The organism is Empedobacter sp. UBA6305, assembly GCF_002440405.1.
Classification (GTDB): domain Bacteria; phylum Bacteroidota; class Bacteroidia; order Flavobacteriales; family Weeksellaceae; genus Empedobacter; species Empedobacter falsenii_B.
Window position 1 is genome coordinate 86,644 of sequence record NZ_DJTP01000006.1, and the last position, 21,569, is coordinate 108,212.

At 32.3% G+C, this 21,569-nt stretch carries 22 protein-coding genes; 20 read left to right on the forward strand and 2 right to left on the reverse strand.

Annotated elements, in window-relative coordinates; translation table 11 throughout:
- The first annotated feature begins 2 nt into the window (after window positions 1-2).
- The 12 genes from B3M86_RS01860 to B3M86_RS01915 all read left to right on the forward strand — a co-directional run bounded on the left by B3M86_RS01860 (window position 3) and on the right by B3M86_RS01915 (window position 11,332).
- Window positions 3-875: a DUF58 domain-containing protein gene (locus tag B3M86_RS01860; protein WP_125350567.1), complete on the forward strand. Its 873-nt coding sequence runs from the start codon at window positions 3-5 to the stop codon at window positions 873-875.
- Window positions 875-1,840, forward strand: coding sequence for a BatD family protein (locus B3M86_RS01865; RefSeq protein ID WP_291047413.1), 966 nt, complete (start codon window positions 875-877; stop codon window positions 1,838-1,840). Before B3M86_RS01860 ends, B3M86_RS01865 begins: the two co-directional genes overlap by 1 nt.
- 2 nt (window positions 1,841-1,842) lie before the next feature.
- Window positions 1,843-2,859, forward strand: coding sequence for a vWA domain-containing protein (locus B3M86_RS01870; RefSeq protein WP_291047415.1), 1,017 nt, complete (start codon window positions 1,843-1,845; stop codon window positions 2,857-2,859).
- On the forward strand, window positions 2,859-3,869 hold the full coding sequence (locus B3M86_RS01875) for a vWA domain-containing protein (protein ID WP_125350569.1): 1,011 nt from the start codon (window positions 2,859-2,861) through the stop codon (window positions 3,867-3,869). The genes B3M86_RS01870 and B3M86_RS01875 overlap by 1 nt, the downstream gene beginning before the upstream one ends.
- Before the next feature lie 17 nt (window positions 3,870-3,886).
- Window positions 3,887-4,750, forward strand: coding sequence for a tetratricopeptide repeat protein (locus tag B3M86_RS01880; protein ID WP_114998633.1), 864 nt, complete (start codon window positions 3,887-3,889; stop codon window positions 4,748-4,750).
- The gene (locus B3M86_RS01885; protein WP_291047418.1) at window positions 4,750-6,543 is read left to right on the forward strand and encodes a BatD family protein; all 1,794 of its coding nucleotides are present in this window, start codon (window positions 4,750-4,752) and stop codon (window positions 6,541-6,543) included. Before B3M86_RS01880 ends, B3M86_RS01885 begins: the two co-directional genes overlap by 1 nt.
- Window positions 6,544-6,708: 165 nt before the next feature.
- Complete coding sequence (locus B3M86_RS01890; RefSeq protein WP_286495653.1) at window positions 6,709-7,335, forward strand: hypothetical protein; 627 nt, start codon at window positions 6,709-6,711, stop codon at window positions 7,333-7,335.
- A 66-nt stretch (window positions 7,336-7,401) separates the two neighbouring features.
- Window positions 7,402-8,934: a histidine kinase gene (locus tag B3M86_RS01895; protein ID WP_180905517.1), complete on the forward strand. Its 1,533-nt coding sequence runs from the start codon at window positions 7,402-7,404 to the stop codon at window positions 8,932-8,934.
- Window positions 8,935-9,657, forward strand: coding sequence for a CPBP family intramembrane glutamic endopeptidase (locus B3M86_RS01900; RefSeq protein ID WP_260509601.1), 723 nt, complete (start codon window positions 8,935-8,937; stop codon window positions 9,655-9,657). It abuts the gene before it with no gap.
- An 8-nt stretch (window positions 9,658-9,665) separates the two neighbouring features.
- Complete coding sequence (locus B3M86_RS01905) at window positions 9,666-10,418, forward strand: LytR/AlgR family response regulator transcription factor (RefSeq protein WP_219034073.1); 753 nt, start codon at window positions 9,666-9,668, stop codon at window positions 10,416-10,418.
- Window positions 10,419-10,502: 84 nt separating this feature from the next.
- Complete coding sequence (locus tag B3M86_RS01910; protein WP_125350575.1) at window positions 10,503-11,117, forward strand: MarC family protein; 615 nt, start codon at window positions 10,503-10,505, stop codon at window positions 11,115-11,117.
- A 14-nt stretch (window positions 11,118-11,131) separates the two neighbouring features.
- Window positions 11,132-11,332: a hypothetical protein gene (locus B3M86_RS01915; RefSeq protein ID WP_125350576.1), complete on the forward strand. Its 201-nt coding sequence runs from the start codon at window positions 11,132-11,134 to the stop codon at window positions 11,330-11,332.
- A 44-nt stretch (window positions 11,333-11,376) separates the two neighbouring features.
- On the opposite strand, the gene rnpA is transcribed toward B3M86_RS01915, so the two are convergent.
- Complete coding sequence (gene rnpA, locus B3M86_RS01920) at window positions 11,377-11,757, reverse strand: ribonuclease P protein component (RefSeq protein WP_125350577.1); 381 nt, start codon at window positions 11,755-11,757, stop codon at window positions 11,377-11,379.
- 112 nt (window positions 11,758-11,869) lie between these two features.
- On the opposite strand from rnpA, the gene B3M86_RS01925 reads away from it, so the two are divergent.
- The 4 genes from B3M86_RS01925 (at window position 11,870) to B3M86_RS01940 (ending at window position 15,262) form a co-directional block, all read left to right on the forward strand.
- Window positions 11,870-12,280, forward strand: coding sequence for a BrxA/BrxB family bacilliredoxin (locus tag B3M86_RS01925; protein ID WP_038336154.1), 411 nt, complete (start codon window positions 11,870-11,872; stop codon window positions 12,278-12,280).
- 257 nt (window positions 12,281-12,537) lie between these two features.
- A complete protein-coding gene (locus tag B3M86_RS01930) occupies window positions 12,538-13,533 on the forward strand; it encodes an aspartate-semialdehyde dehydrogenase (RefSeq protein WP_038336152.1) in 996 nt (331 codons plus the stop codon).
- A gap of 152 nt (window positions 13,534-13,685) precedes the next feature.
- A complete protein-coding gene (locus B3M86_RS01935; protein WP_291047424.1) occupies window positions 13,686-14,228 on the forward strand; it encodes an RNA polymerase sigma factor in 543 nt (180 codons plus the stop codon).
- Window positions 14,225-15,262 (forward strand): hypothetical protein, encoded by a 1,038-nt coding sequence (locus tag B3M86_RS01940; protein ID WP_291047426.1) that lies wholly within the window; start codon window positions 14,225-14,227, stop codon window positions 15,260-15,262. The genes B3M86_RS01935 and B3M86_RS01940 overlap by 4 nt, the downstream gene beginning before the upstream one ends.
- A gap of 36 nt (window positions 15,263-15,298) precedes the next feature.
- Here B3M86_RS01940 and B3M86_RS01945 read toward each other — a convergent pair whose 3' ends face one another.
- Window positions 15,299-16,228 (reverse strand): bifunctional riboflavin kinase/FAD synthetase, encoded by a 930-nt coding sequence (locus B3M86_RS01945; RefSeq protein ID WP_286495649.1) that lies wholly within the window; start codon window positions 16,226-16,228, stop codon window positions 15,299-15,301.
- 188 nt (window positions 16,229-16,416) lie between these two features.
- Here B3M86_RS01945 and atpD point away from each other — a divergent pair, with 188 nt between their 5' ends.
- The 4 genes from atpD to B3M86_RS01965 all read left to right on the forward strand — a co-directional run bounded on the left by atpD (window position 16,417) and on the right by B3M86_RS01965 (window position 21,099).
- Window positions 16,417-17,925 carry a F0F1 ATP synthase subunit beta gene (gene atpD, locus B3M86_RS01950; RefSeq protein WP_114998651.1) on the forward strand — a complete coding sequence of 503 codons (1,509 nt, stop codon included), beginning with the start codon at window positions 16,417-16,419 and terminating at the stop codon, window positions 17,923-17,925.
- Window positions 17,926-18,010: 85 nt separating this feature from the next.
- Window positions 18,011-18,304, forward strand: a complete 294-nt coding sequence (locus tag B3M86_RS01955) for a F0F1 ATP synthase subunit epsilon (RefSeq protein WP_280038257.1) — start codon at window positions 18,011-18,013, stop codon at window positions 18,302-18,304.
- 449 nt (window positions 18,305-18,753) lie between these two features.
- Window positions 18,754-20,061, forward strand: coding sequence for an O-acetylhomoserine aminocarboxypropyltransferase/cysteine synthase family protein (locus B3M86_RS01960; protein WP_291047430.1), 1,308 nt, complete (start codon window positions 18,754-18,756; stop codon window positions 20,059-20,061).
- A 30-nt stretch (window positions 20,062-20,091) separates the two neighbouring features.
- A complete protein-coding gene (locus B3M86_RS01965) occupies window positions 20,092-21,099 on the forward strand; it encodes a homoserine O-acetyltransferase family protein (RefSeq protein WP_038336140.1) in 1,008 nt (335 codons plus the stop codon).
- Window positions 21,100-21,569 lie beyond the last annotated feature (470 nt).

Sequence of the window (21,569 nt, forward strand, 5' to 3'; positions counted from 1 at the left end):
CTTTGGATGCAAAAGAAATCATCAAACGTGTAAAACGTATTGAGCTAAAAAGCAAGCGTAAAGCGAGCAACCTTTTTATGGGTGAATATCACAGTTCATTCAAAGGAAGAGGTATGATTTTTAGTGAAATTCGTCCTTATCAATACGGTGATGACGTTCGTAATATCGATTGGAATAAAACGGCTCGATATAGCGAACCTTATGTAAAAGTTTTTGAAGAAGAACGAGAATTAACCATGTTTTTATTGGTTGATGTTTCGAATTCTGAAAACTTTGGAACACGAAAACAAATTAAAATGGAAACGATTGCTGAATTGAGCGCTACATTGGCTTTTTCGGCAATTACCTATAATGATAAAGTTGGTTTGATATTATATTCGGATCAAGTGGAGAAATTTATTCCACCCAAAAAAGGAAAACAACATGTGTTGCGTTTGGTGAGAGAAATTGTTTCGTATGAGCCAAAAAGTAAGAAAACTGATTTAGCAGAGACTTTGGAAACATTTATGAATTTGGTTCGCCGAAAATCAAATGTTTTTATTCTTTCAGATTTTATTGATTCGTCTGATTATGAAAAAGCATTGCGAATCGTGGCAAAAAAACATGATGTGACTGGAATTAGAGTTTATGATGAAAAAGAACAATCTTTTCCAGATGTAGGTTTGGTTCATGTGCAAGATAACGAAACAGGTGAAATCCGCTTGATTGATACTTCATCGAAGAAATTGCGTCAACAATATGCGCAATATTATCGCGATTTAGATCAACGTTATCAATCTATTTTCAAAAAAAATCATTCAGGCGCAATCAGTATTCGTACCGACGAAGATTATGTTCGCCCATTGTTAAACTACTTTAAAAGTCATAAAGCCTAATGAAGAATTTATTGCTTTTAGTAAGTTTTTTTATCCTTCAATTTTCGTTTGCGCAAGAAATTACGCCAAAATTAGATCGCACGACAATCAAAATTGGCGAGCCAATCCAATATGAAGTGAAAATTGATTACAAAGAAGGAGATAAAGTTGTTTTTCCTACGATTTCAGATTCAATTAATCATCACATCGAAGTTTTAGGTCAAAAAATTGACACTGTAAAAACGGATGGAAAATCTGAAATTGTTCAACATTTAGAATTGACTGGATATGATGCAGGTAAATTTAATATTCCGTCATTTATCATTCAGAAAAATGGAAAAGATTTAACAACAAAACAACTTGAAATTGATATTCAAGATATTGCAGTTGATACAACGAAAAATGCAATTTTCCCGATAAAACCTGTAATGGAAGAAGAATATTCTATTGGAGATTATTGGAATAAATATTGGTTGTACGGCATTATTGCGTTGATTTTATTTATTATCGGAATTGTTTTGGTTGTATTATATGTTCGCGCAAAATCGAAATTATCTGGCAAAGATTCGTACAAAACGCCTTATGACGAAGCGAAAGCAAGTCTGAAAGCCTTGGATGCTAAGAAATATTTGAAACGTGGTGAACAAAAAGAATATTACACGCAATTATCATTTATTGTAAGACGATATTTAGGACGTATTTATAACTTTTCGGCATTAGAAATTTTGTCGGATGATTTGGTAAAATATGTTGCGACAAAACCAGATGTTTTACCAGAAGATGTGCAGAAATTTAAACAATTTTTGTTCGATGCTGATTTGGTAAAATTCGCAAAACAAGAATTTGATGAACCAACAAATATTTCGCACCGAAATTGGGTAGATGAATTTGTAGATCGTGTAAAACCATTAGAAATTCCGGAGAACGAAGATTTGAAAAAAGATCAAGTGACGGGAGAAAAATATAAACAGTTTAATAACAATTAGGAATGCTAAATTTTGAGTTTCAAAATCCTTGGATCTTACTCTTATTGCTTGCTTTGCCTTTCTTTATTTTCAGAGAAATTCGCAAAACGAGCCAGAAAAAAGCATCCTTAAAATTACCTTCGCTCAAAGCATTTGGAGGTGCAAAAAGTTCGTTAGCGACGTACAAACCACTTTTATTTTTGATGCGAATTATCGCAATGGTTTTGTGCATTGTTGCTTTAGCTCGTCCACGTTATGTAGATGTTACGACAAAAGTAAAATCGGACGAAGGAGTTGATATTTTATTGACTGTAGATACGTCATTGAGTATGTTAGCGCGCGATTTGAAACCAGATCGTTTAACAGCGTTAAAAGAAGTTGCAAAAGACTTTTCACTTGGAAGAAAAACGGACAGAGTTGGTTTGGTCGAATATTCTGGAGAAGCTTTGACACGTGTTCCATTAACAACAGATCGTGATGTTTTGATACAAGAAATCGAAATGTTACATTCTGGTAGTTTAGCTGATGGAACAGCAATTGGAGTTGGTTTGGCAACAGCTGTTAATCATCTTAAAAATAGTAAAGCAAAATCTAAAGTAGTTATTTTGATTACAGATGGTGTTGAAAGTGTAAATCCTTCTGGAGATTTGATGTATGTTTCACCGAGACAAGCCGCTGATATTGCAGCAGAGAAAGGGATAAAAGTATATACAATTGGTATTGGAACAAACGGAATGGCGCCTATGCCTGTTGGTTACGATATGTTAGGTGATTACGTTTTTGAGATGCGTCCTGTACAAATTGACGAAAAACTGTTAGAAGAAGTTGCAGATAAAACTGGAGGTTTATATTTCCGTGCAACAAACAATGAAAGTTTGAAAAACATTTATAACGAAATTGATAAACTTGAAAAAACAGAGATTAACGAAGTCAAATATTATAATTATACCGAATTGTTTGCACGATTCTTATTGCCTGCATTCATTATTTTGGTATTAGAAGCCATTTTACGAAGAACCGTTTTTAAAGAATTAATCTAATGCAGTGGGGAGAATTACATAATATTTGGTTGATGATTTTATTGTTTGTCGTTATTTTTCTATCGATAACAGTATTTCAATGGCGCGAACGTGTAAAGAAAACATTTGCAGATAAAGAACTGTTTCCATTTGTTTTTCCAATCACTTCTTCAAAGCGTTATGGTTTCAAAATCATTGCATTTTGTGTGGCTTTATTTTTAATGGTAATTGCATTGATGGATCCACTTTATGGTGAACGAGATGTGCAAGTAAAGCGCGAAGGAATTGATATGGTTTTCTTGTTAGATTTATCAAGTTCGATGAATGCACAAGATGTTGCTCCTTCGCGATTAGAAAAAGCAACAAAATTAATTACAGAAACATTACATCAATTAGGAGGAGATAGAGCTTCTTTGGTTGCGTTTGCAGCGAATGCTTACACGATTTCTCCATTGACAAATGATTATGCTGCAATCGAAAGTTATTTGCAAAATGTTAATACTGAGTTAATTTCGAGCCAAGGGACAAATTACTTAAATGCGATTCAGGAAGCTGCAAAAACATTCAAAGGATCGGCGAATACAAGTAAATTAATTGTACTAATTTCGGATGGAGAAGACAACGAAAATACAGTTAATCAAGCTTCTAAAATAGCAAAAGATAACGGAATTCATATTGTATCAGTTGGTGTTGGAACAGATAAAGGAGCTCCAATTCCGATGTATTACAATGGCTACGCCGAAGACTATAAAAAGGACGAAACAGGTTCTATAGTTATTACAAAATTAGAAGATAAAAATCTTCGCAAATTGGCACAAGATACAAACGGAACTTACATTCATTTGGATAATACGCAAGATGCATTATCCGCATTATCAATGTATAAAGCCCGATTAGATAAAAACGAAATTGCTAACTCTACAACAAGAGATATGAATCATATTTATCAGTGGTTTTTAGCGGTTGCGGTTTGTTTACTTTTTGTGGAATTATTAACATCTGAATATAAGATTTTTAACAAAAAGAAATAGTAAGTTTGTATGGTAAAATGATGTACTTTTTAAAACAAATAGGATTTTTAGGAATAATGCTTTTATCCGTTTTTGGTTATAGTCAATCGAAAGCGAAAAGCTACATTATTGAAGGAAACGAGTATTATCAAAAAGGAAAATTTGATAATGCAGAAGTTGCCTACAAGAAAGCTACCATGGAAGATCCAACTTCTGTCAAAGCAAATTACAATTTAGGAAATGCTTTATTTCAACAAAAACGTTACAAAGAAAGTATAGCGCATTACAAACGTTCTGCTGAAGTATCTAAAACGAATAATGATAAACATTTGGCTTATCACAATTTAGGAAATGCTTTTATGCAGGAAAAAGATTATCAAAATGCTGTTGATAATTACAAACAAGCCTTACGAAATGATCCAAAAGATGATGCAACACGTTACAACTATGCATTAGCAAAAAAAATGTTAGAAAAAGAACGTGAGAAACAAAAAGATCAAAATAATAAGGATAATAAAGATCAAAACAAACAAGATCAAAATAATCAGCAAAAACAACAACAGCAGCAAAATAAACAGAATCAACAAAACCAAAATAACCAAAAGCAAAATCAGAATCAGAATCAATCTCAACAACAACAATCTGATCAGCAGAAACAGCAAAATCAAGGAGGAAACCCGAAAGCTGGTGGTGAAAATGGAAACAATAAAGGACAAGGAAATAATCAATCTCCAGAAATCAAACAAGGAAATAATGGAGACGGAAAAGAACAAGATAATGCAAAGAATAATTTGGGAGACGGTTTGCTAAAAGCATTGCAAAATCAGGAAGCCAAAACCCAACGAAAAATTATTCAACAAAAAGCAGAAAAACAACGAACAACAACATCTAAGGATTGGTAATGACAACGACAAGCGTTTTAAATAGCTTTTTAGTGTTTGCCTTAACGTCTATCACAGCGTTAGCACAACAAATTTCTTTTAAATCTGATGCAGATAAAACACAGGTCAGTTTAGGAGAAGCATTTAGCGTGGGCTTTTTTATCGAATCTAATACAGATAGTTATTCGATTGATCAACCAATGAAATATCCTCCACATAATGGATTACAAATTGTAGGTGAACAACGCTCGCAAAATGTTTCTTATGTGAATGGAAAAGGAGTGATAGAAGAAGGAATTATCCTTGCTTTTGTTGCTGAAAAAGAAGGTAAATATCGAATTGGAGCTGCTAAAATTGTGATTAATGGAAAAACCTATACATCGAAACCTGTCGATGTTGTAGTGAAAGGAACGGGGTTGACGCACAACAATTTTAGAAGTAATACTTCGCAGCCTGTTTTTCTACAAAGTAAAGTTTCGAAAACGAATCCTTATGTGAACGAACAAGTTGGTTTATCAGTAAAATTATACGTAAAAGATTTATCTTATCTTAATCGTAAACAAAACTTTCGTCAAGGAAATTTAGACGGATTAAGCCCAAAAATTGTAAAAAGCTCTCCCGAAAATATCAAGCAAGAAATTGTTGGAGGAAAACAATATTTCTCCGAAGAAATTGCACGTTATTATGTTTTTCCTCAAAAACCAGGAAAGATAGAAATCGATCCGTTTTCGGTAGATGTGGTGTTGCCAACAACGTATGGAGCGGAGCCTGTAGAAGTGCGTAGTAATCCAGTTGTGATTAATGCAAAAGCACTTCCAGAAGAAGGAAAGCCAAAGAATTTTAGCGGTGCAGTTGGTCAATTTAAAATGAACGCTTCGGTTGATAAAAAAGAAGTTGCAACCAATGAAAGTGTAAATTTTGATGTTGAAATTATTGGAACAGGAAACTTTAATACGATTAATTTACCTGAAATTACGACGCCAAAAAATTTAGAAAAATTCGCACCGAAAAAACGCGATGCATATAAAACCTATGATACAGGAATGAAAGGAAAAGTTGCTGAGCAAACAGTTCTTGTCCCAAATTTTGGAGGAGAATATACGATTTCGCCTGTAGAATTTTGTTATTTCGATCCTGTTAAAGAGAAATATGTAACCTTGAAATCAGATTCGATTAATTTGTCTGTTTCAGGTTCTAAAACTTCTTCTGCAACGGCTGTGGCTTCTAATTCACCAGATTCGACAATTTCTGATAAAATAGAAGAAATGACGAACGATGTGAAAGAAGGAAAAAGCGGTTGGTTGTGGTTAACTGGTGGTGTAATTGCATTGAGTGCTGGAAGTTTATTTTTGATGAGAAAGAAAAATAACCCGACACAAAAACAAAAAATTGAACCAAAAATAAAACCTCTTAACGAGCAAAATAATTTTGAATCATACCAACCAAAAACAGAAACCCAAAAGTTTACTTTGGTTGAAAAACCAACGATAAATTCGAGTCAAATTTCTGCTGAATTAGATGAATTGAAGCAAAAAATAAACGTTGAAGACCAAAAAGATTTTTATCAATTACAAGAAAATATTTTGTGTAATGCCGCGCTATTAAAAACGAATACAGATTTAGCTCATTTTTCTGACGAGGTGATTGCAAATAAATTGATTGAAAATGGTGTGAGTGAATTAGCCGTAGAACAATGGAAATTGTTGCTGAACAACGCACGACAAGCTAAATATGCCTTTGGTGGTTTGCATCAAAATTTAGAAGAAGTTTTCGAAGCTACGCAAAATATTTCCGAAGAATTATTACGAAAATAAATTTCAAGTTTTTTAGATAGTAAAAGGGACAATCTCAGTTTTGAGTTGTCCCTTTTATTTTTGCTCTTACAACTCATCCTCAAAAATTGACAATTCGGTAACATATAATTTCAAACGAAAAGTGTTTGTAAGAACTTTGACTCAACAAATAAAAAAACACAAATGATGAAAACAATTTTCTTAACAATCGCAATTTTATTCACTGTATCAACTTTTGCACAAAAGAATTTTGAATCAGATATGAATAAAACTTTAACGGAATGGAACAAAGGAAATCATTCTTCTGAAGCTAATTTTAAGCAATTAATAAATGATTATCCAAATGAATGGTTACCAAAATATTACTTGACTTTTTCTGAAGTTTTGAAAACGTTCGAATCAAAAGATATTACTAAAAATGAAAAAATTCTTTTGAATGTAAAAACTCAAATCGATGATTTAGTCAGAAATAATCCATTAAATGTAGAAATTCTCAATTTGAAAGCCTTGTATTTAACAGCAGAAATTGTGCAGAATCCAATGCAAAATGGAGCAATTTATTATCCAGAAGTAGTACAAATCTATCAAAAATCGTTGATGTTAAATCCAACTAATCCGCGTTCTGTTTTAGGTTTGGCTGAGTTTAATATCAATGCTGCAAAATATAGAGGAATGGATATTACACAAGATTGTAAAAATGTAAAAAAATCTTTAGCTTTATTTAATGCTGAAAAGCCAAAAAATAATGAACCGATATGGGGAAAAAATCGTGCCGAAGCCTTGTTGAATAACGAATGTAAAAACGTACTATAATGATAGCTTTAGTTGCACAATTTATTCACGAAATTATTTTTTGGTTAATTAATTTGATTGCTTGATATGGATAAGTATTATAAAGGATATTTGAGATTATTTTCATTTGTATTTTCATTTGCAATTTTAGTATATGTATTTGATTTTAGTACAATTAATTTTCAAAATAATTCAAATTTTGATTTAGGTGTAGAAGTAGGCTTGTTAACAGGAAACTTTCTAAAATTTGTTGCTTTAGGGTTGGTCTTTTTAAAATTCTTAGAAGGAATTATTGTTTCTGACAAAAAGTTAATTGTTCGTAATATTTTGATTCTATTTGTAATCAATGTTTTGATTTATAGCGTGATATTTTTTACATCTCCAAATGTATCATTCAATCAATTTTTTCATCCAGAAGCTATCAAATATTTTATCGGATATTTTTCGTTCAGTGTTGCAGCATCTTTTGTGAATACAAGCATTTTTAATGAATATAGAATAGATGTACCAGATTCGCCTAAACCAGAAAAAGTTTTAAGAAAGTATTTTTTACGTTCTATTATTTATACGTTGGTATTGTATTATGTATTCGTGGAGTTTGCGAATCTCCTTTTGCAGAAATATATTTTTTACGATCAATCGATCAATTATCTTTTAGTTGCAGTTATCACGGTTTTCTTTTTGTTTTTATTCTTTATTATCGATCGAAAGAAAAATAAATTAGAACGTAAAATTGTTATCGAATCAACAAAAGCAGAAACAGCAACTGCACAATTCGAAACCTTAAAAAGTCAATTAGACCCACATTTTTTATTCAATAGTTTGAATGTTTTAACTGGTTTGATTGAAGAAAATCCAGATAATGCGATAGATTTTACAACATCGCTTTCTAAGATTTATCGATATGTTTTAGAACAAAAAGACAAAGAAGTTGTGTCGATTCAAGAAGAAATAAATTTTGCAAAAACCTATGTCAACCTTCTAAAATTAAGATTTGAAAATAGCATCGATTTCGAAATTGAACAAATAACTTTCTCTGAAACCGAATTTATTGTGCCACTTTCTTTGCAGATTTTATTAGAAAATACAATCAAACACAATATTGTATCTGATCAAAAACCTTTGAAAATTAAAATTTATAAAAAAGATAATTATTTGATAATTGAAAATTCTTTCCAACCAAAAGAAACCATTAAAGATTCGACAGGAATTGGGCTGAAAAATATTATTAATCGTTATCAATTAATTTCTAACCGAGAAGTGAACATCGAAAAAAATGAACAACTATTTCGTGTAGAACTTCCCATATTAACACAAAAAAATACAACTATGAATACACAAAATTTTGACGAACAACAAGCTTATTTACGTGCAATAGAGCGTGCAAAAGAATTGAAAAAGTTTTATGCGCATTTAGGAACTTATGTTGTAATGAGTTTATTCTTTTTTATTCTGAATTTAGTTACAAATAATGGACATTGGTGGTTTTATTGGCCAGTTTTAGGTTGGGGATTGGGCGTTGCACTAAATGCTGTAAAAGTTTTTGCGTATGGTTCTGGTTGGGAAGAGAATAAAGCCAAAGAAATCTTGGAAAAAGAGCAAAATAAAAAGTGGCAATAAATGAATTTTATAAATCAAATAAAGCAAACAAATTGGGTTAGAATAATTATTTTTTATGGATTGATATTAATCGGAACTTTTCTGATTCGTAAATGTCCTAATTTTTTACAATTGATTTTTGGAGGTTTAGTCGATTTTCAACTGCCTTGGAATATGAATCATGGGTTGATTATTTTTCTAATTAGTTTACTTTTCTATAAATTCTCTAAAGTTAAAAAAGAAGTCTCTCTTCTAGGAAAAGAAGGTTTCAAAACATTGATTTTTCCATTTATATTACTCGTTGGTTATTCAATTTATGGGATAAATAACGATTACGGAATTAATAAACATTTGTGGGCAGCGATTTTTATTTCTGTTACGTTGCTTTATGATATTATGGAAGAATATACGTGGCGAGGTTATTTGAATGATGCTTTAGGCAATATATTTTGGATAATAAAAAGCATTATAACGGGAATATTTTGGGCAGTTTGGCACTTATTTATTTTTAAAGATTTCGATCAGTTTGGAGGTTTTGGAATTTTTATGTTATTGTGCATTGTTTTTTCTTTTGTATTAACTTTTTCAACAATTCGAACAAAATCGATTATCGTTCCAGCTACAATTCACGCTTTAATGGCTAAGACAAATCTTGCAACATTGATCATTTTTGTCATTATACTTGCTTTATTATTTGTTTGGAACAAAATTTTTGAAAGAAAACCGATTCGTGAATTAACTTAAAAAAAACTATGAAAATACTAATTATAGAAGATGAAAAGCCTGCAGCGCGTTTATTAAAGCGACGTGTAGAAAAATTGGGTTATCAAATACACGAAATGTTGCACTCTGTAGAAGAAAGTGTAGCGTGGTTGAAAACGAATCCAAATCCTGATTTAATTTTTCTGGATATTCAGTTATCAGATGGGTTATCATTTGAGATTTTTAATCAAGTAGATGTTTCGTCTGCGATTATTTTTACGACTGCTTATGACGAATATGTATTGAAAGCGTTTAAACTAAACTCGGTTGATTATTTGTTGAAACCTGTTGATGAAGAGGAATTGAAGTTTGCTATTGAAAAATTTGAAAGACAATTTCAGCAAGCATCTTCAAGTTTCAATCTAAATGAATTGAAAAGTCTTTTTTCGAATAATCAAACAGAAAAATTTAAAGAACGTTTTTCGATTAAAATAGGAACATCAATCAAAATTATAGAAATCGATAATATCGAATGTTTTTTTAGCGAAAACAAAGCAACGTATATTCATACAAAAGAAAACCGAAATTATTTGGTAGATTTTTCGTTGGATAAAGTGGAAGAACAAATCGACCCGAAAAAGTTTTTTAGAATTAATCGTAGTCAAATCATCCAAATCGATTCGATTAAAGAAATTACAATGTATTCTAATTCAAGATTAAAAATAATTTTGAATACTTACAATGAACAAGATATGATTGTGAGTCGCGAAAAAGTGGCAGATTTTAAGAATTGGTTGGATTAAGAATTGATTTATTGCTTTTTTATGAAAAATTGTTCATAAAAACTTCTATTTTTGCATCAACCAATTAATTATAACTAAATACGAATGGAAAATATAATATCATTTTTTCAGAAATTCTCTTTCAATCAAATCGGAACAACTTTCGCCGTACTTTTTGCAGTTATCGATATTTTAGGAAGTATTCCAATTATTGTAGGAATTCGGAGCAAAGTTGGACATATTCAGTCCGAAAAAGCCTCGATTGCAGCAGGAATTATGATGATTTCGTTTTTGTTTTTCGGAACAAAAATTTTGAAATTAGTTGGTGTTGATGTTCAGTCATTTGCTGTGGCTGGTGCATTTGTGATTTTTATCATCGCTATTGAAATGATTTTAGGAATTGAGATCCAGAAAGGAGTCGAATCTAACTCTGCATCCATCGTTCCTATTGCGTTTCCGTTAGTTGCGGGTGCGGGATCGTTGACAACTGTACTTTCGCTTCGTTCGCAGTTTGCAGATATTAACATTGTGATAGCGATTATATTAAATATGTTAATCGTATATTTGGTGCTGAAATTCGCAGGAAAACTCGAAAAATGGATGGGACCTGGCGTTTTATCGGTACTGAAAAAAGTATTTGGAGTAATTTTATTGTCAATCGCAATCAAATTATTTACGTCAAATATCGGTGCATTGTTTATGAATGAAATTAAAATTTAAAAATTCATTATCTAATGAAAACATATATTTATATCGCGACAATCGTTTTGTTGATAGGTTTAGGTTACAACCTATATGAGATGGATTATAAAGCTGGTTTTATGGCTGAAGAAAACTTTCGTAGCGTTTTAGGAATTGGAGCATCAGTTTGTGGATTAATTTTAGTATCTGTATACTTTAGTTTTTTCAGATTGCAAGCAAATCTTAAGAAATAAACAGTTTTACAACTTATAATAAATGAAAAAGATTAATCCTAGGATTAATCTTTTTTTGTTTGTATCGCTTCGTTTAATTTTTCTAATAAAGTTTTGACAGATTGTTCTATCACCTCAAAAGGTTGATGTTTTGTAGAAGTATAAATCATCACCAAATCAACCGAATAATTTTCATTAGGTTCAAGTAACAATTTATTCAATCTGTAAGCTTCTTTAGCACGACGTTTCAATAAATTTCGATCAACCGCGTGTTTGAATTTTTTCTTTCCAACACTTACTCCTACTCTTATATTGTAATCCGCTTTCGGTTTGATTTTGTAGACAAATCTAATCGGATGAGAAACAAATGTTTTTCCATCAGAAAACAATTCATCGAATGCTTTTCTGCTTTTAAGTTTCTCATTCTTACCAAAAGTCAATTTCATATTGCTAAATTCTACGTAAATTTGTAACTGCAAAAGTAAGTATTCTAAAAAGTTTTAGAATTATGTAACTTTGAAAATAATTTATTTTTATTTAAAACAAAAAAAGAACAATATGTATCCAGCAGAAATAGTAATGCCGATGAAGGCTCAGTTGACTTCTAATGGTTTTGAAGATTTAACTACTCCAGAACAAGTAGAAGCAGCAATCAAACAAGAAGGAACAACTTTGGTAATGGTAAATAGTGTTTGTGGTTGTGCTGCAGGTGCTGCAAGACCAGGAGTTGTAATGTCATTAGATAATGATAAAGTTCCTACACATTTAACAACAGTTTTCGCAGGATTTGATAAAGATGCTGTAGCAAAAGCACGTGAGTTTTTTGCTCCATTTCCTCCAAGTTCTCCAGCTGTTGCTTTATTCAAAGATGGTGAATTAGTACATATGTTAGAGCGTCACCACATCGAAGGACACTCTGCAGCAGCTATCGCAGAAAATTTAAAAGCAGCTTACAACGAGTTTGCTTAAGACTAAATTTGAAGGTTATTTCAAAAATATTTTAAAAAGTGGAGCAATTTGTTCCACTTTTTTTGTGTTCAAAATTCTTATAAAAAAGAGTTTTATAAATTTTAATTCGAGGAAAAGTTTAAAAACCTGAATTAACATCATAACATAAAATATATCATATCAAATTGATTGCTAAACCTATGAAATAGAGAAAAATGTATCAAAATAATCTGTAAATTAGCAATTCGAAATTTTTTAATATATTATTTAATAAACAAATGAGAATAGCAGTCGTAGGCGCTACCGGAATGGTCGGCAGAGTTATGCTCCAAGTTTTGGAAGAAAGAAATTTTCCAATCACTGAAATTATACCAGTAGCATCAGAAAGATCAATAGGAAAAACTATTGAATACAAAGGAAAAGAATACAAAATTGTATCAATGCAGGATGCTGTAGAAATGCGAGCTGATATCGCAATCTTTTCAGCAGGTGGAGAAACTTCCAAACAGTGGGCGCCTAAGTTTGCAGAAGTCGGAACAACTGTAATTGACAATTCATCGGCTTGGAGAATGGATCCAGATCGTCCGTTGATTGTACCAGAAATCAATGCAGATATTTTAACAACAAATGATAAAATTATCGCAAATCCTAACTGTTCAACGATTCAATTGGTAATGGTTCTTAATCCTTTACACAAAAAATACGGAATTAAACGTGTAGTTGTTTCTACTTATCAATCAGTTACGGGAACAGGTAAAGATGCTGTGGAGCAATTGAATGGAGAAATTGAAGGACGTGATGTAGCGAAAGTTTATCCATACCAAATTTTCAAAAATGCATTGCCTCATTGTGATGTGTTTGATGAAGAAACAGGTTATACAAAAGAAGAATTGAAATTGACTCGTGAGCCTCGTAAAATTATGCGTGTGGATGAAATGAATATTACAGCTACTGCGGTTCGTGTTCCTGTGCAAGGAGGACATTCGGAGTCGGTGAATATTGAATTTGAGAATGATTTTGATTTAGCCGAAGTTCGCAAATTATTAGCAGAACAGGAAGGTGTAACAGTACAAGATAATCCAGACACAAATACTTATCCAATGGCTTTCTATTCAGAAGGGAAAGACGATGTTTTTGTAGGTCGTATTCGTCGTGATTTATCTCAACCAAATGCATTAAATTGTTGGATTGTTGCGGATAATTTACGCAAAGGAGCAGCTACAAATGCGGTTCAAATTGCAGAATATCTAGTAAAACACAATTTAGTTGGATAATATTTTCAATTAAAAACTTATATAAAGTCGCTCTTGTAGCGACTTTTTTATGTTTAATGAATAAGTTTTCAGAACTTTAACAAATATTTTACGCTATCAAAGCAACCATAAGCGTAATTTTCGCATCTAAACACTGAGAAAGAAAAAGTATTTTGGACGAAAAACAACTCATAAAAGCTTGTATCAACAATGATTCGAAAGCACAGCGGCTGCTTTACGAAAAATATGATGCGCGATTTTTTGCGGTTTGTAAACGTTATTTTACCGATATACAACAAGCGGAAGATGCGTTGGTAAAAGGTTTTTTGAAGATTTTTCAGAATCTTGAAAATTATTCGTTCGAAGGAAGTTTTGAAGGATGGATGCGAAGAATTATGATTAATGAATGTTTGATGGAGTTGCGGAAAAATAAAATTTTTCACCTTAATGTAGACGATTACTCCTCTTCTATTTCATCTAATCAAGAAGCTTCGCAACAAATCGAAGAAGATGATGTGATGAAACTCCTCGATTATCTACCCGAAGGCTGTCGTCTCGTGTTTACCCTTTACGTTATTGAGGGATATAAGCACAAAGAAATTGCCGAAAGTTTGGGCATTACAGAAGGAACATCTAAATCGCAACTTAATTTAGCGAAGACGAAATTGAAGGATATGTTAAGTAAGAATGAAAATATAAAATCAAATTTATCGTGAACACAAACGATCCAATAGAAGATTTATTTCGATCAAGAAGTAGCGAAACAGTCGGCGAAAAGCCGAGTGATTTGGTGTGGAAACGTATTGAATCTGGTTTGCAGAAGGAGGAAAAGAAGAAGAAACCTATTCGCGAATTTGTTTCGAGTGTATGGTTTTCTGCTGCCGTTTTCGCGTTGATTGCGATTCCTTACTTTGTGCTTTTTATCGAGAATATTAATACTGAAAATAGAGAAAATTCACTTGAAATTGTCAAAACAAATGTCCCAGTTATCGAGCAATCGCCTGCTGAACAAGAAGAAATAGTGGTTTTGGAATCGAAAGATAAAGATTTGGAAAAACCTCTAGAAATAGTAAAGAATGATAAAGTTACAAAACAGCCTGTTTATAAAGTAATTGAAGGACATTCTGCTAGTGTAATTGCTGACGAAGGATATTTTCCTCAATTATCTAATGCTTCTGCATCGAATGCTCCAGTTACTTTATCAGCACCGCAAGCGATGGAAGCTCGTTCTAAGGTTTTAGATTCAATAGAAAAAGAAAGACAATATGCTAAAACAAGTAATCAGAATTTGGGTTCTATAAAAGATTCAGTTATTTCGGATAAGTTAGCTGGAAAAGCTTCTGGTATTGTAGTTGCAAATGGTGTAAGCAGACAAAATGCTAAGCTAAAAGATACTTCTGATGTGATGAAAATGACGGTTGTTGCAGAAACACGTGCTGCAAATGCTTCGTTAGAAACAGCTTCGGTGATGGAAGTTTCGCCAAAAAAATCTGTAATTGACAAATCTGCAATTGTTTATAAACCTTTAAAGTTTACAGTAAAATCGGATATTTTACGTACTAATTTTAAATTACAAAAGAAATTAAAAGATAAAATTTCGTTTGAAAGTACAACGAATAATCTTGTCATTACATTTGAGAAAGTAAATGATAAGATTGTTTTAATAACAAACGAACCAAAGGTTGATGCGACGCTTTTGGGAGTTTTGGAAAAAAATAAAAAAGAAATATTTAAATATTATAATAAATAGAGATTAAAAAAAGGTTCGCTTTTAGCGAACCTTTTTTTAATTATTTCCATATAAATTTATTGCATTTTCTTTGTCTTGATTCATCGCGATGATTAAATCATCTAACGAATCAAATTTCTTTTCATCTCGCAAATGTCCTAAAAATTCAAGGCGAATTGTTTCTCCATAAATATCTCGATCAAAATCCAAAATATTCACTTCTACTCGATGTTCACGAGAATTGGTAACCGTTTCTCTAAATCCGATGCTTAATAAACCTAAATATTTCTGATCATCCACAAAAACATCAACCGCATAAACGCCATCTTTTGGAATTAATTTATTGGGATCAACTTGTAAATTAGCGGTAGGAAAACCAAGTGTACGACCAATTTTGTCACCATGAACAACTTCTCCAGAAAGCGGATATTGATAGTTCAACGCTTTATTCGCATACGCGATATTTCCTTCGATAAGTGCATTTCTAATTTTTGTAGAACTCACCGCCACATCATTTTCTTCGACAGCTTGCAATTGAATCAAATTGAAACCATATTTTTTCGAAAGAACTTGTAATTGTTCAAAATTTCCTTCTCTATTTTTCCCGAAATGATGATCGTAGCCAATCACTAGCGTATCAATATTAATTTTATCAACCAATAAATTCTTGACAAATTCGACAGAAGTTACTTGCGAAAAATCTGTTGTAAACGCTTGAATAATCAAATGTTCTAACCCAAATTGACGCAAAACATTTTCTTTTTCCTCTAAAGTGTTCAAAAATTTAAGATCACAATTTGGTTGTAAAACCATTCGAGGATGTGGATTAAAAGTAATCAAAACACTTTTTCCATCAATTTCTTTTGCAATTGTATTGAGTTGTTTTAGAATAGATTGGTGTCCAATGTGCACACCATCAAACATGCCCAAAGTAAGGACAGGACGTTTGATTGGTTTGATTTCTTCTAAGGATTGATAAACGTTCACTAAAAATGATTTTGCACAAAATTAAGGCTTTCAAATCGAACTTCAAATCTATTTTTAATTTCCTTTGATTGTAATATTCTGATTACTAATCAAAATATTATGACAAAAATCTTAAAAAGTATATAAATTATACAATGTTTTTAACTTACCTTTGCACCCAAATAAAATAAACTAAATCATTTCATATAATGGCAAATCAAAAGAAAGGTAAGATTGCACAGGTTATTGGACCTGTAATTGACGTTATTTTTGATAACGCAGAAGGCCTTCCAAATATTTATGATGCATTAGAGGTTCCTCGTCAAGGAAAAGAAACATTAATTCTTGAAGTTGAGCAACACATCGGTGAAGATACTGTACGTTGTATCGCAATGGATAGTTCTGATGGTTTACAAAGAGGTCAAGAAGTTATCGCTTTAGGAAAACCAATTATGGTTCCTATCGGAGAAAACATCAAAGGACGTGTATTTAATGTAGTTGGAGATGCTATTGATGGTTTAGGGAATTTAGACAAAGAAAATGGTTTACCTATTCACCGTCCAGCTCCAAAATTCGAAGAATTATCAACATCTGCAGAAGTTTTATTTACAGGTATTAAAGTAATTGACTTAGTAGAGCCATACGTAAAAGGTGGTAAAATTGGTTTATTTGGTGGTGCCGGAGTAGGTAAAACAGTATTAATTCAGGAGTTGATGAACAACATCGCAAAAGGACACGGAGGTTTATCTGTATTCGCTGGTGTTGGTGAGCGTACTCGTGAAGGTAATGACTTAATGCGTGAGATGATTGAAGCTGGATTAATTAATTACGGTGAAGATTTCATGCACTCTATGGAAGGTGGATCTTGGGATTTATCTAAAGTAAACAGTGAAAACATGAAAGAGTCTAAAGCAGCTTTCGTTTTCGGACAAATGAATGAACCTCCAGGTGCACGTGCTCGTGTTGCTTTAACAGGTTTAACATTAGCTGAATATTTCCGTGATGGAGATGGACAAGGTCAAGGACGTGACGTATTATTCTTCGTAGATAATATCTTCCGTTTTACACAAGCAGGTTCTGAGGTTTCTGCCTTATTAGGACGTATGCCATCAGCCGTAGGTTATCAGCCAACATTAGCAACTGAAATGGGTGCTATGCAAGAGCGTATTACATCTACTAAAAACGGATCTATTACTTCTGTACAAGCGGTATATGTACCTGCCGATGATTTAACTGACCCTGCGCCAGCTACGACTTTCGCGCACTTAGATGCTACAACGGTATTAGATCGTAAAATTGCTTCATTAGGTATTTACCCAGCGGTAGATCCATTGAACTCTACATCTCGTATCTTATCACCAGCAATTATTGGTAAAGAACATTACGAAACAGCACAACGTGTAAAAGAAATCTTACAACGTTACAATGCTTTACAAGATATCATCGCGATTTTAGGTATGGAAGAGTTATCAGAAGAGGATAAGTTAGTTGTACACCGTGCACGTCGTATCCAACGTTTCTTATCTCAACCATTCCACGTTGCAGAACAGTTTACAGGTATCCCAGGTGTTTTAGTAGATATCAAAGATACAATCAAAGGATTCAACATGATCTTAGATGGTGAAGTTGACCAATATCCTGAGGCTGCATTCAACTTACGTGGTACAATCGAAGAAGCGATTGAAGCTGGAGAAAAAATGTTAGCAGAAGCTAAATAATATAATTTAACCATATAAAGAGTGCTTACGTTTCTTTTCTTTTTGAAAGTTGCTAAGTACTCTTTTTTTTAAAAACAATAGGATTATGCACTTACAAATTATTACGCCAGAATTCGTAGTTTTCGATGCAGAAGTAGATGCTGTTACTTTACCAGGTAAAGATGGTGAATTTCAGTTATTAAATAACCACGCTCCTATCGTTGCAACTTTAGGTGAAGGAACAATTAAAATTAAAGTTCACACAAAAACTTTCGAAGATTTCGATAATCAATCTGGCAAAGTTTACACTTCTCCATCAAACGAATCTACATTATTGTTAGATATCAAAGGAGGAACAATTGAAATGAGCAATAATAAAGTAATCGTTTTAGCAAACTAATTACTTTTTTATCATAAAACTTAAAAGGAGATCAATTTTGATCTCCTTTTTTTATGTTTTCTACTTAATATTCTCTTTTTTACTTCAAATTTTATTCTGTTTAAATCCTTTTTATAGATTTCGAAAGAAATATTTTTAACTTTTTGGCATGAATATTCTTTTTAAATCAATTTAATAGATTTATTTTCTAAAAACTAATTATAAATTTTATTATTTAGAAAATTATTCTAATTTCACATAAAATATAAAACTACAAAGTGTAGTTAGAAATGAATAATTTTTTTAAAGATGAAGTACAATTCTAAAAAACATTCTTTTGGACACGGCGTCCTGCTTCAGAGCATCTATAATTGTATCAATAGTAAAATTCGAATGTGCAGCTGCTAATTTTAGCTAACTAACCTACCCTACTATTTATTAATCGTAGTCACATTCAAAACAATTTTATTATGTCAACAGAAAAACAATTACATTTCGATACTTTACAAGTACACGCAGGTCAAGAAGTAGACCCATCAACAGGCTCTCGCGCTGTTCCAATTTATCAAACATCTTCTTATGTATTTAATGATGCCGAACACGGAGCAAATTTATTTGCTTTGAAAGAATTTGGTAATATTTACACAAGAATTCAGAATCCAACAACTGACGTTTTCGAAAAACGTATTGCTGCGCTGGAAGGTGGTGTTGCGGCATTAGCTGTTTCATCGGGACAAGCGGCACAATTTATTGCTTTAAATAATATTTTAGAATCAGGAGATAATTTTGTTTCGGCTTCTAATCTTTATGGCGGAACATATAATCAATTCAAAGTTGGTTTTAAGCGTTTAGGTGTTGATGTTCGCTTTGCTGAAGATGCAGATCCAGCAAAAATTGAATCATTAATTGATGAAAATACAAAAGCGATTTATGCAGAAACGATAGGAAATCCGAGTTTTAATGTTCCAGATTTTGAAGCAATCGCTGCAATTGCACAAAAATATAACATTCCATTTATTGTGGATAATACGTTTGGTGTGGGCGGTTATATTTTCAAACCTTTAGAGCATGGAGCAAACGTTGTCGTAGAATCTGCAACAAAATGGATCGGTGGACACGGAACTTCTATCGGTGGAGTTATCGTGGATGGTGGAAATTATAATTGGGGTAATGGTAGATTTCCACAATTTTCTGAACCATCAGAAGGTTATCATGGTTTAGTTTTTTCCGATGTTTTTGGAGTGAATGGTCCTTTTGGTAATATTCAGTTTATTATTCGTGCCCGCGTCGAAGGTTTGCGCGATTTTGGTCCAGCAATTTCACCGTTCAATTCTTTTTTATTGTTACAAGGTTTAGAGACGTTGTCGTTAAGAGTTCAGAAACATTTGGACAATACGTTAGAAATTGCGCGTTGGTTAGAACTTCATCCGCAAGTTGAAAAAGTGAATTATCCTGGATTAATTACTTCTCCAAGTCATCATTTGGCAAAAAAATATTTGAAAAATGGTTTCGGAGCTGTTTTATCATTCCAAATTAAAGGTGATGCAGACAAAGCGAATCAATTTATTGATAGTTTAGAATTGATTAGTCATTTGGCAAATGTTGGCGATGCAAAATCGTTAATTATTCATCCTTCTGCAACAACTCATCAACAACTGAGCGATGATGAACAAAAATCTGCTGGAGTTTTTCCTGGTTTATTGCGTCTTTCTGTCGGAATTGAATATATTGATGATATCAAAAATGATCTTCAGCGAGCTTTTGATAAAATTAAGTAAACAAAGTATTATTAGCTATAAATTAATTCAGTGAATTTTTATCAATATAATTATACAAAGCCATTTCAATTAGAAAATGGTCAAATTCTCGAAAATTTAACCATTGCTTATCATACAGCGGGAACGTTGAATCCCGAAAAAAATAATATCATCTGGGTTTGTCATGCTTTAACGGCAAACTCGGATGTTTTTGATTGGTGGGCTGGTCTTTTTGGAGAAAATGAATTATTCAATCCAAAAGATCATTTTATTATTTGCGCCAATGTGATTGGTTCTAATTATGGAACGACAAATCCGTTGTCTACAAATCCTGAAACAAATTCGCCTTATTATCGAGATTTTCCTACAATTACGATAAAAGATATGGCAAATGCGCACCAATTGTTGGCAGATCATTTAGGAATTTCAACTATTCATTTATTAATAGGTGGTTCACTCGGTGGTCAACAAGCGTTAGAATTTACGTTACTTGATCAAGTTAAAGTGGATAATTTGGTTTTGTTGGCGACAAATGCGGTACATTCTCCATGGGGAATTGCGTTCAACGAATCGCAGCGTTTGGCTATCGAAGCCGATTCAACTTTTAACGATAAAATTGAGGATGGAGGAAGAAATGGATTGATTGCGGCGCGTACAATTGCGATGTTGTCTTATCGTACCTATATTATATATGAACAGAAGCAAAAAGACAAGGATTCTGTTTACAACGATTTCAAAGCGTCTTCTTATCAAAAATATCAAGGTGAAAAATTAGCAAATCGATTTAATGCACATTCATATTGGACACTTTCGAAAGCGATGGATTCACAAAATTTGGCTCGAAAGAGAGAGTCTTTAGAGAAATCATTGGCTCAAATTTCATCCAATACAATAGTTATAGGTATATCTTCGGATATATTATTTCCGCCAAGTGAGCAAAAATTTATAGCGAATCATATTTCAAATGCAAAATTCATCGAAATTGATTCTATTTTTGGACACGATGGTTTCTTGGTCGAATTACAAGAATTAAATACAATTTTGGAACATCTCGTATAATATTATGGAATGAATAATTATATGAAGCTCGATTTATTCGAGCTTTTTTTATTTATAAATAGATTCTACTTCGTAGAATTTCTCCCGAGTAGTTCCTTCAAAAGTATCCATTTTGCTTTTCTTTTGTTCAAGAAAAGCAAAACGTCTAATCATTTTCTGCGGTAAAAACGGGCTTTTATCTTTTAAAACCTTGTATCTCACTTCTCATATCTAAAAAAAACAAAAAATATTTTCCATTGTACCAGCGACTTAAGATTAGAATGTAAAATAAAAGTAAAGTATGTTTGGAAAAACGAATAATCCAGCCGTATATTTGCAACCGCAATACGAAAGACGAGTAGTATTGTAGTTGACATAAGGACTTAGTAGCGACAAAAATTATTTAAAAATAAATTTGCGAGAATCTAAATAAGTATTATCTTTGCCATCCGATTCCGAAAGGGGTTTTTGGAGTGAAAGTAAGAATTGAC

Coding starts and splice junctions, on each gene's coding strand:
- B3M86_RS01865 (WP_291047413.1), top strand. CDS start 875: ATGAAGAATTTATTGCTTTTAGTAAGTTTTTTTATCCTTCAATTTTCG.
- B3M86_RS01870 (WP_291047415.1), top strand. CDS start 1,843: ATGCTAAATTTTGAGTTTCAAAATCCTTGGATCTTACTCTTATTGCTT.
- B3M86_RS01875 (WP_125350569.1), top strand. CDS start 2,859: ATGCAGTGGGGAGAATTACATAATATTTGGTTGATGATTTTATTGTTT.
- B3M86_RS01880 (WP_114998633.1), top strand. CDS start 3,887: ATGATGTACTTTTTAAAACAAATAGGATTTTTAGGAATAATGCTTTTA.
- B3M86_RS01885 (WP_291047418.1), top strand. CDS start 4,750: ATGACAACGACAAGCGTTTTAAATAGCTTTTTAGTGTTTGCCTTAACG.
- B3M86_RS01890 (WP_286495653.1), top strand. CDS start 6,709: ATGAAAACAATTTTCTTAACAATCGCAATTTTATTCACTGTATCAACT.
- B3M86_RS01895 (WP_180905517.1), top strand. CDS start 7,402: ATGGATAAGTATTATAAAGGATATTTGAGATTATTTTCATTTGTATTT.
- B3M86_RS01900 (WP_260509601.1), top strand. CDS start 8,935: ATGAATTTTATAAATCAAATAAAGCAAACAAATTGGGTTAGAATAATT.
- B3M86_RS01905 (WP_219034073.1), top strand. CDS start 9,666: ATGAAAATACTAATTATAGAAGATGAAAAGCCTGCAGCGCGTTTATTA.
- B3M86_RS01910 (WP_125350575.1), top strand. CDS start 10,503: ATGGAAAATATAATATCATTTTTTCAGAAATTCTCTTTCAATCAAATC.
- B3M86_RS01915 (WP_125350576.1), top strand. CDS start 11,132: ATGAAAACATATATTTATATCGCGACAATCGTTTTGTTGATAGGTTTA.
- rnpA (WP_125350577.1), bottom strand. CDS start 11,757: ATGAAATTGACTTTTGGTAAGAATGAGAAACTTAAAAGCAGAAAAGCA.
- B3M86_RS01925 (WP_038336154.1), top strand. CDS start 11,870: ATGTATCCAGCAGAAATAGTAATGCCGATGAAGGCTCAGTTGACTTCT.
- B3M86_RS01930 (WP_038336152.1), top strand. CDS start 12,538: ATGAGAATAGCAGTCGTAGGCGCTACCGGAATGGTCGGCAGAGTTATG.
- atpD (WP_114998651.1), top strand. CDS start 16,417: ATGGCAAATCAAAAGAAAGGTAAGATTGCACAGGTTATTGGACCTGTA.
- B3M86_RS01955 (WP_280038257.1), top strand. CDS start 18,011: ATGCACTTACAAATTATTACGCCAGAATTCGTAGTTTTCGATGCAGAA.
- B3M86_RS01960 (WP_291047430.1), top strand. CDS start 18,754: ATGTCAACAGAAAAACAATTACATTTCGATACTTTACAAGTACACGCA.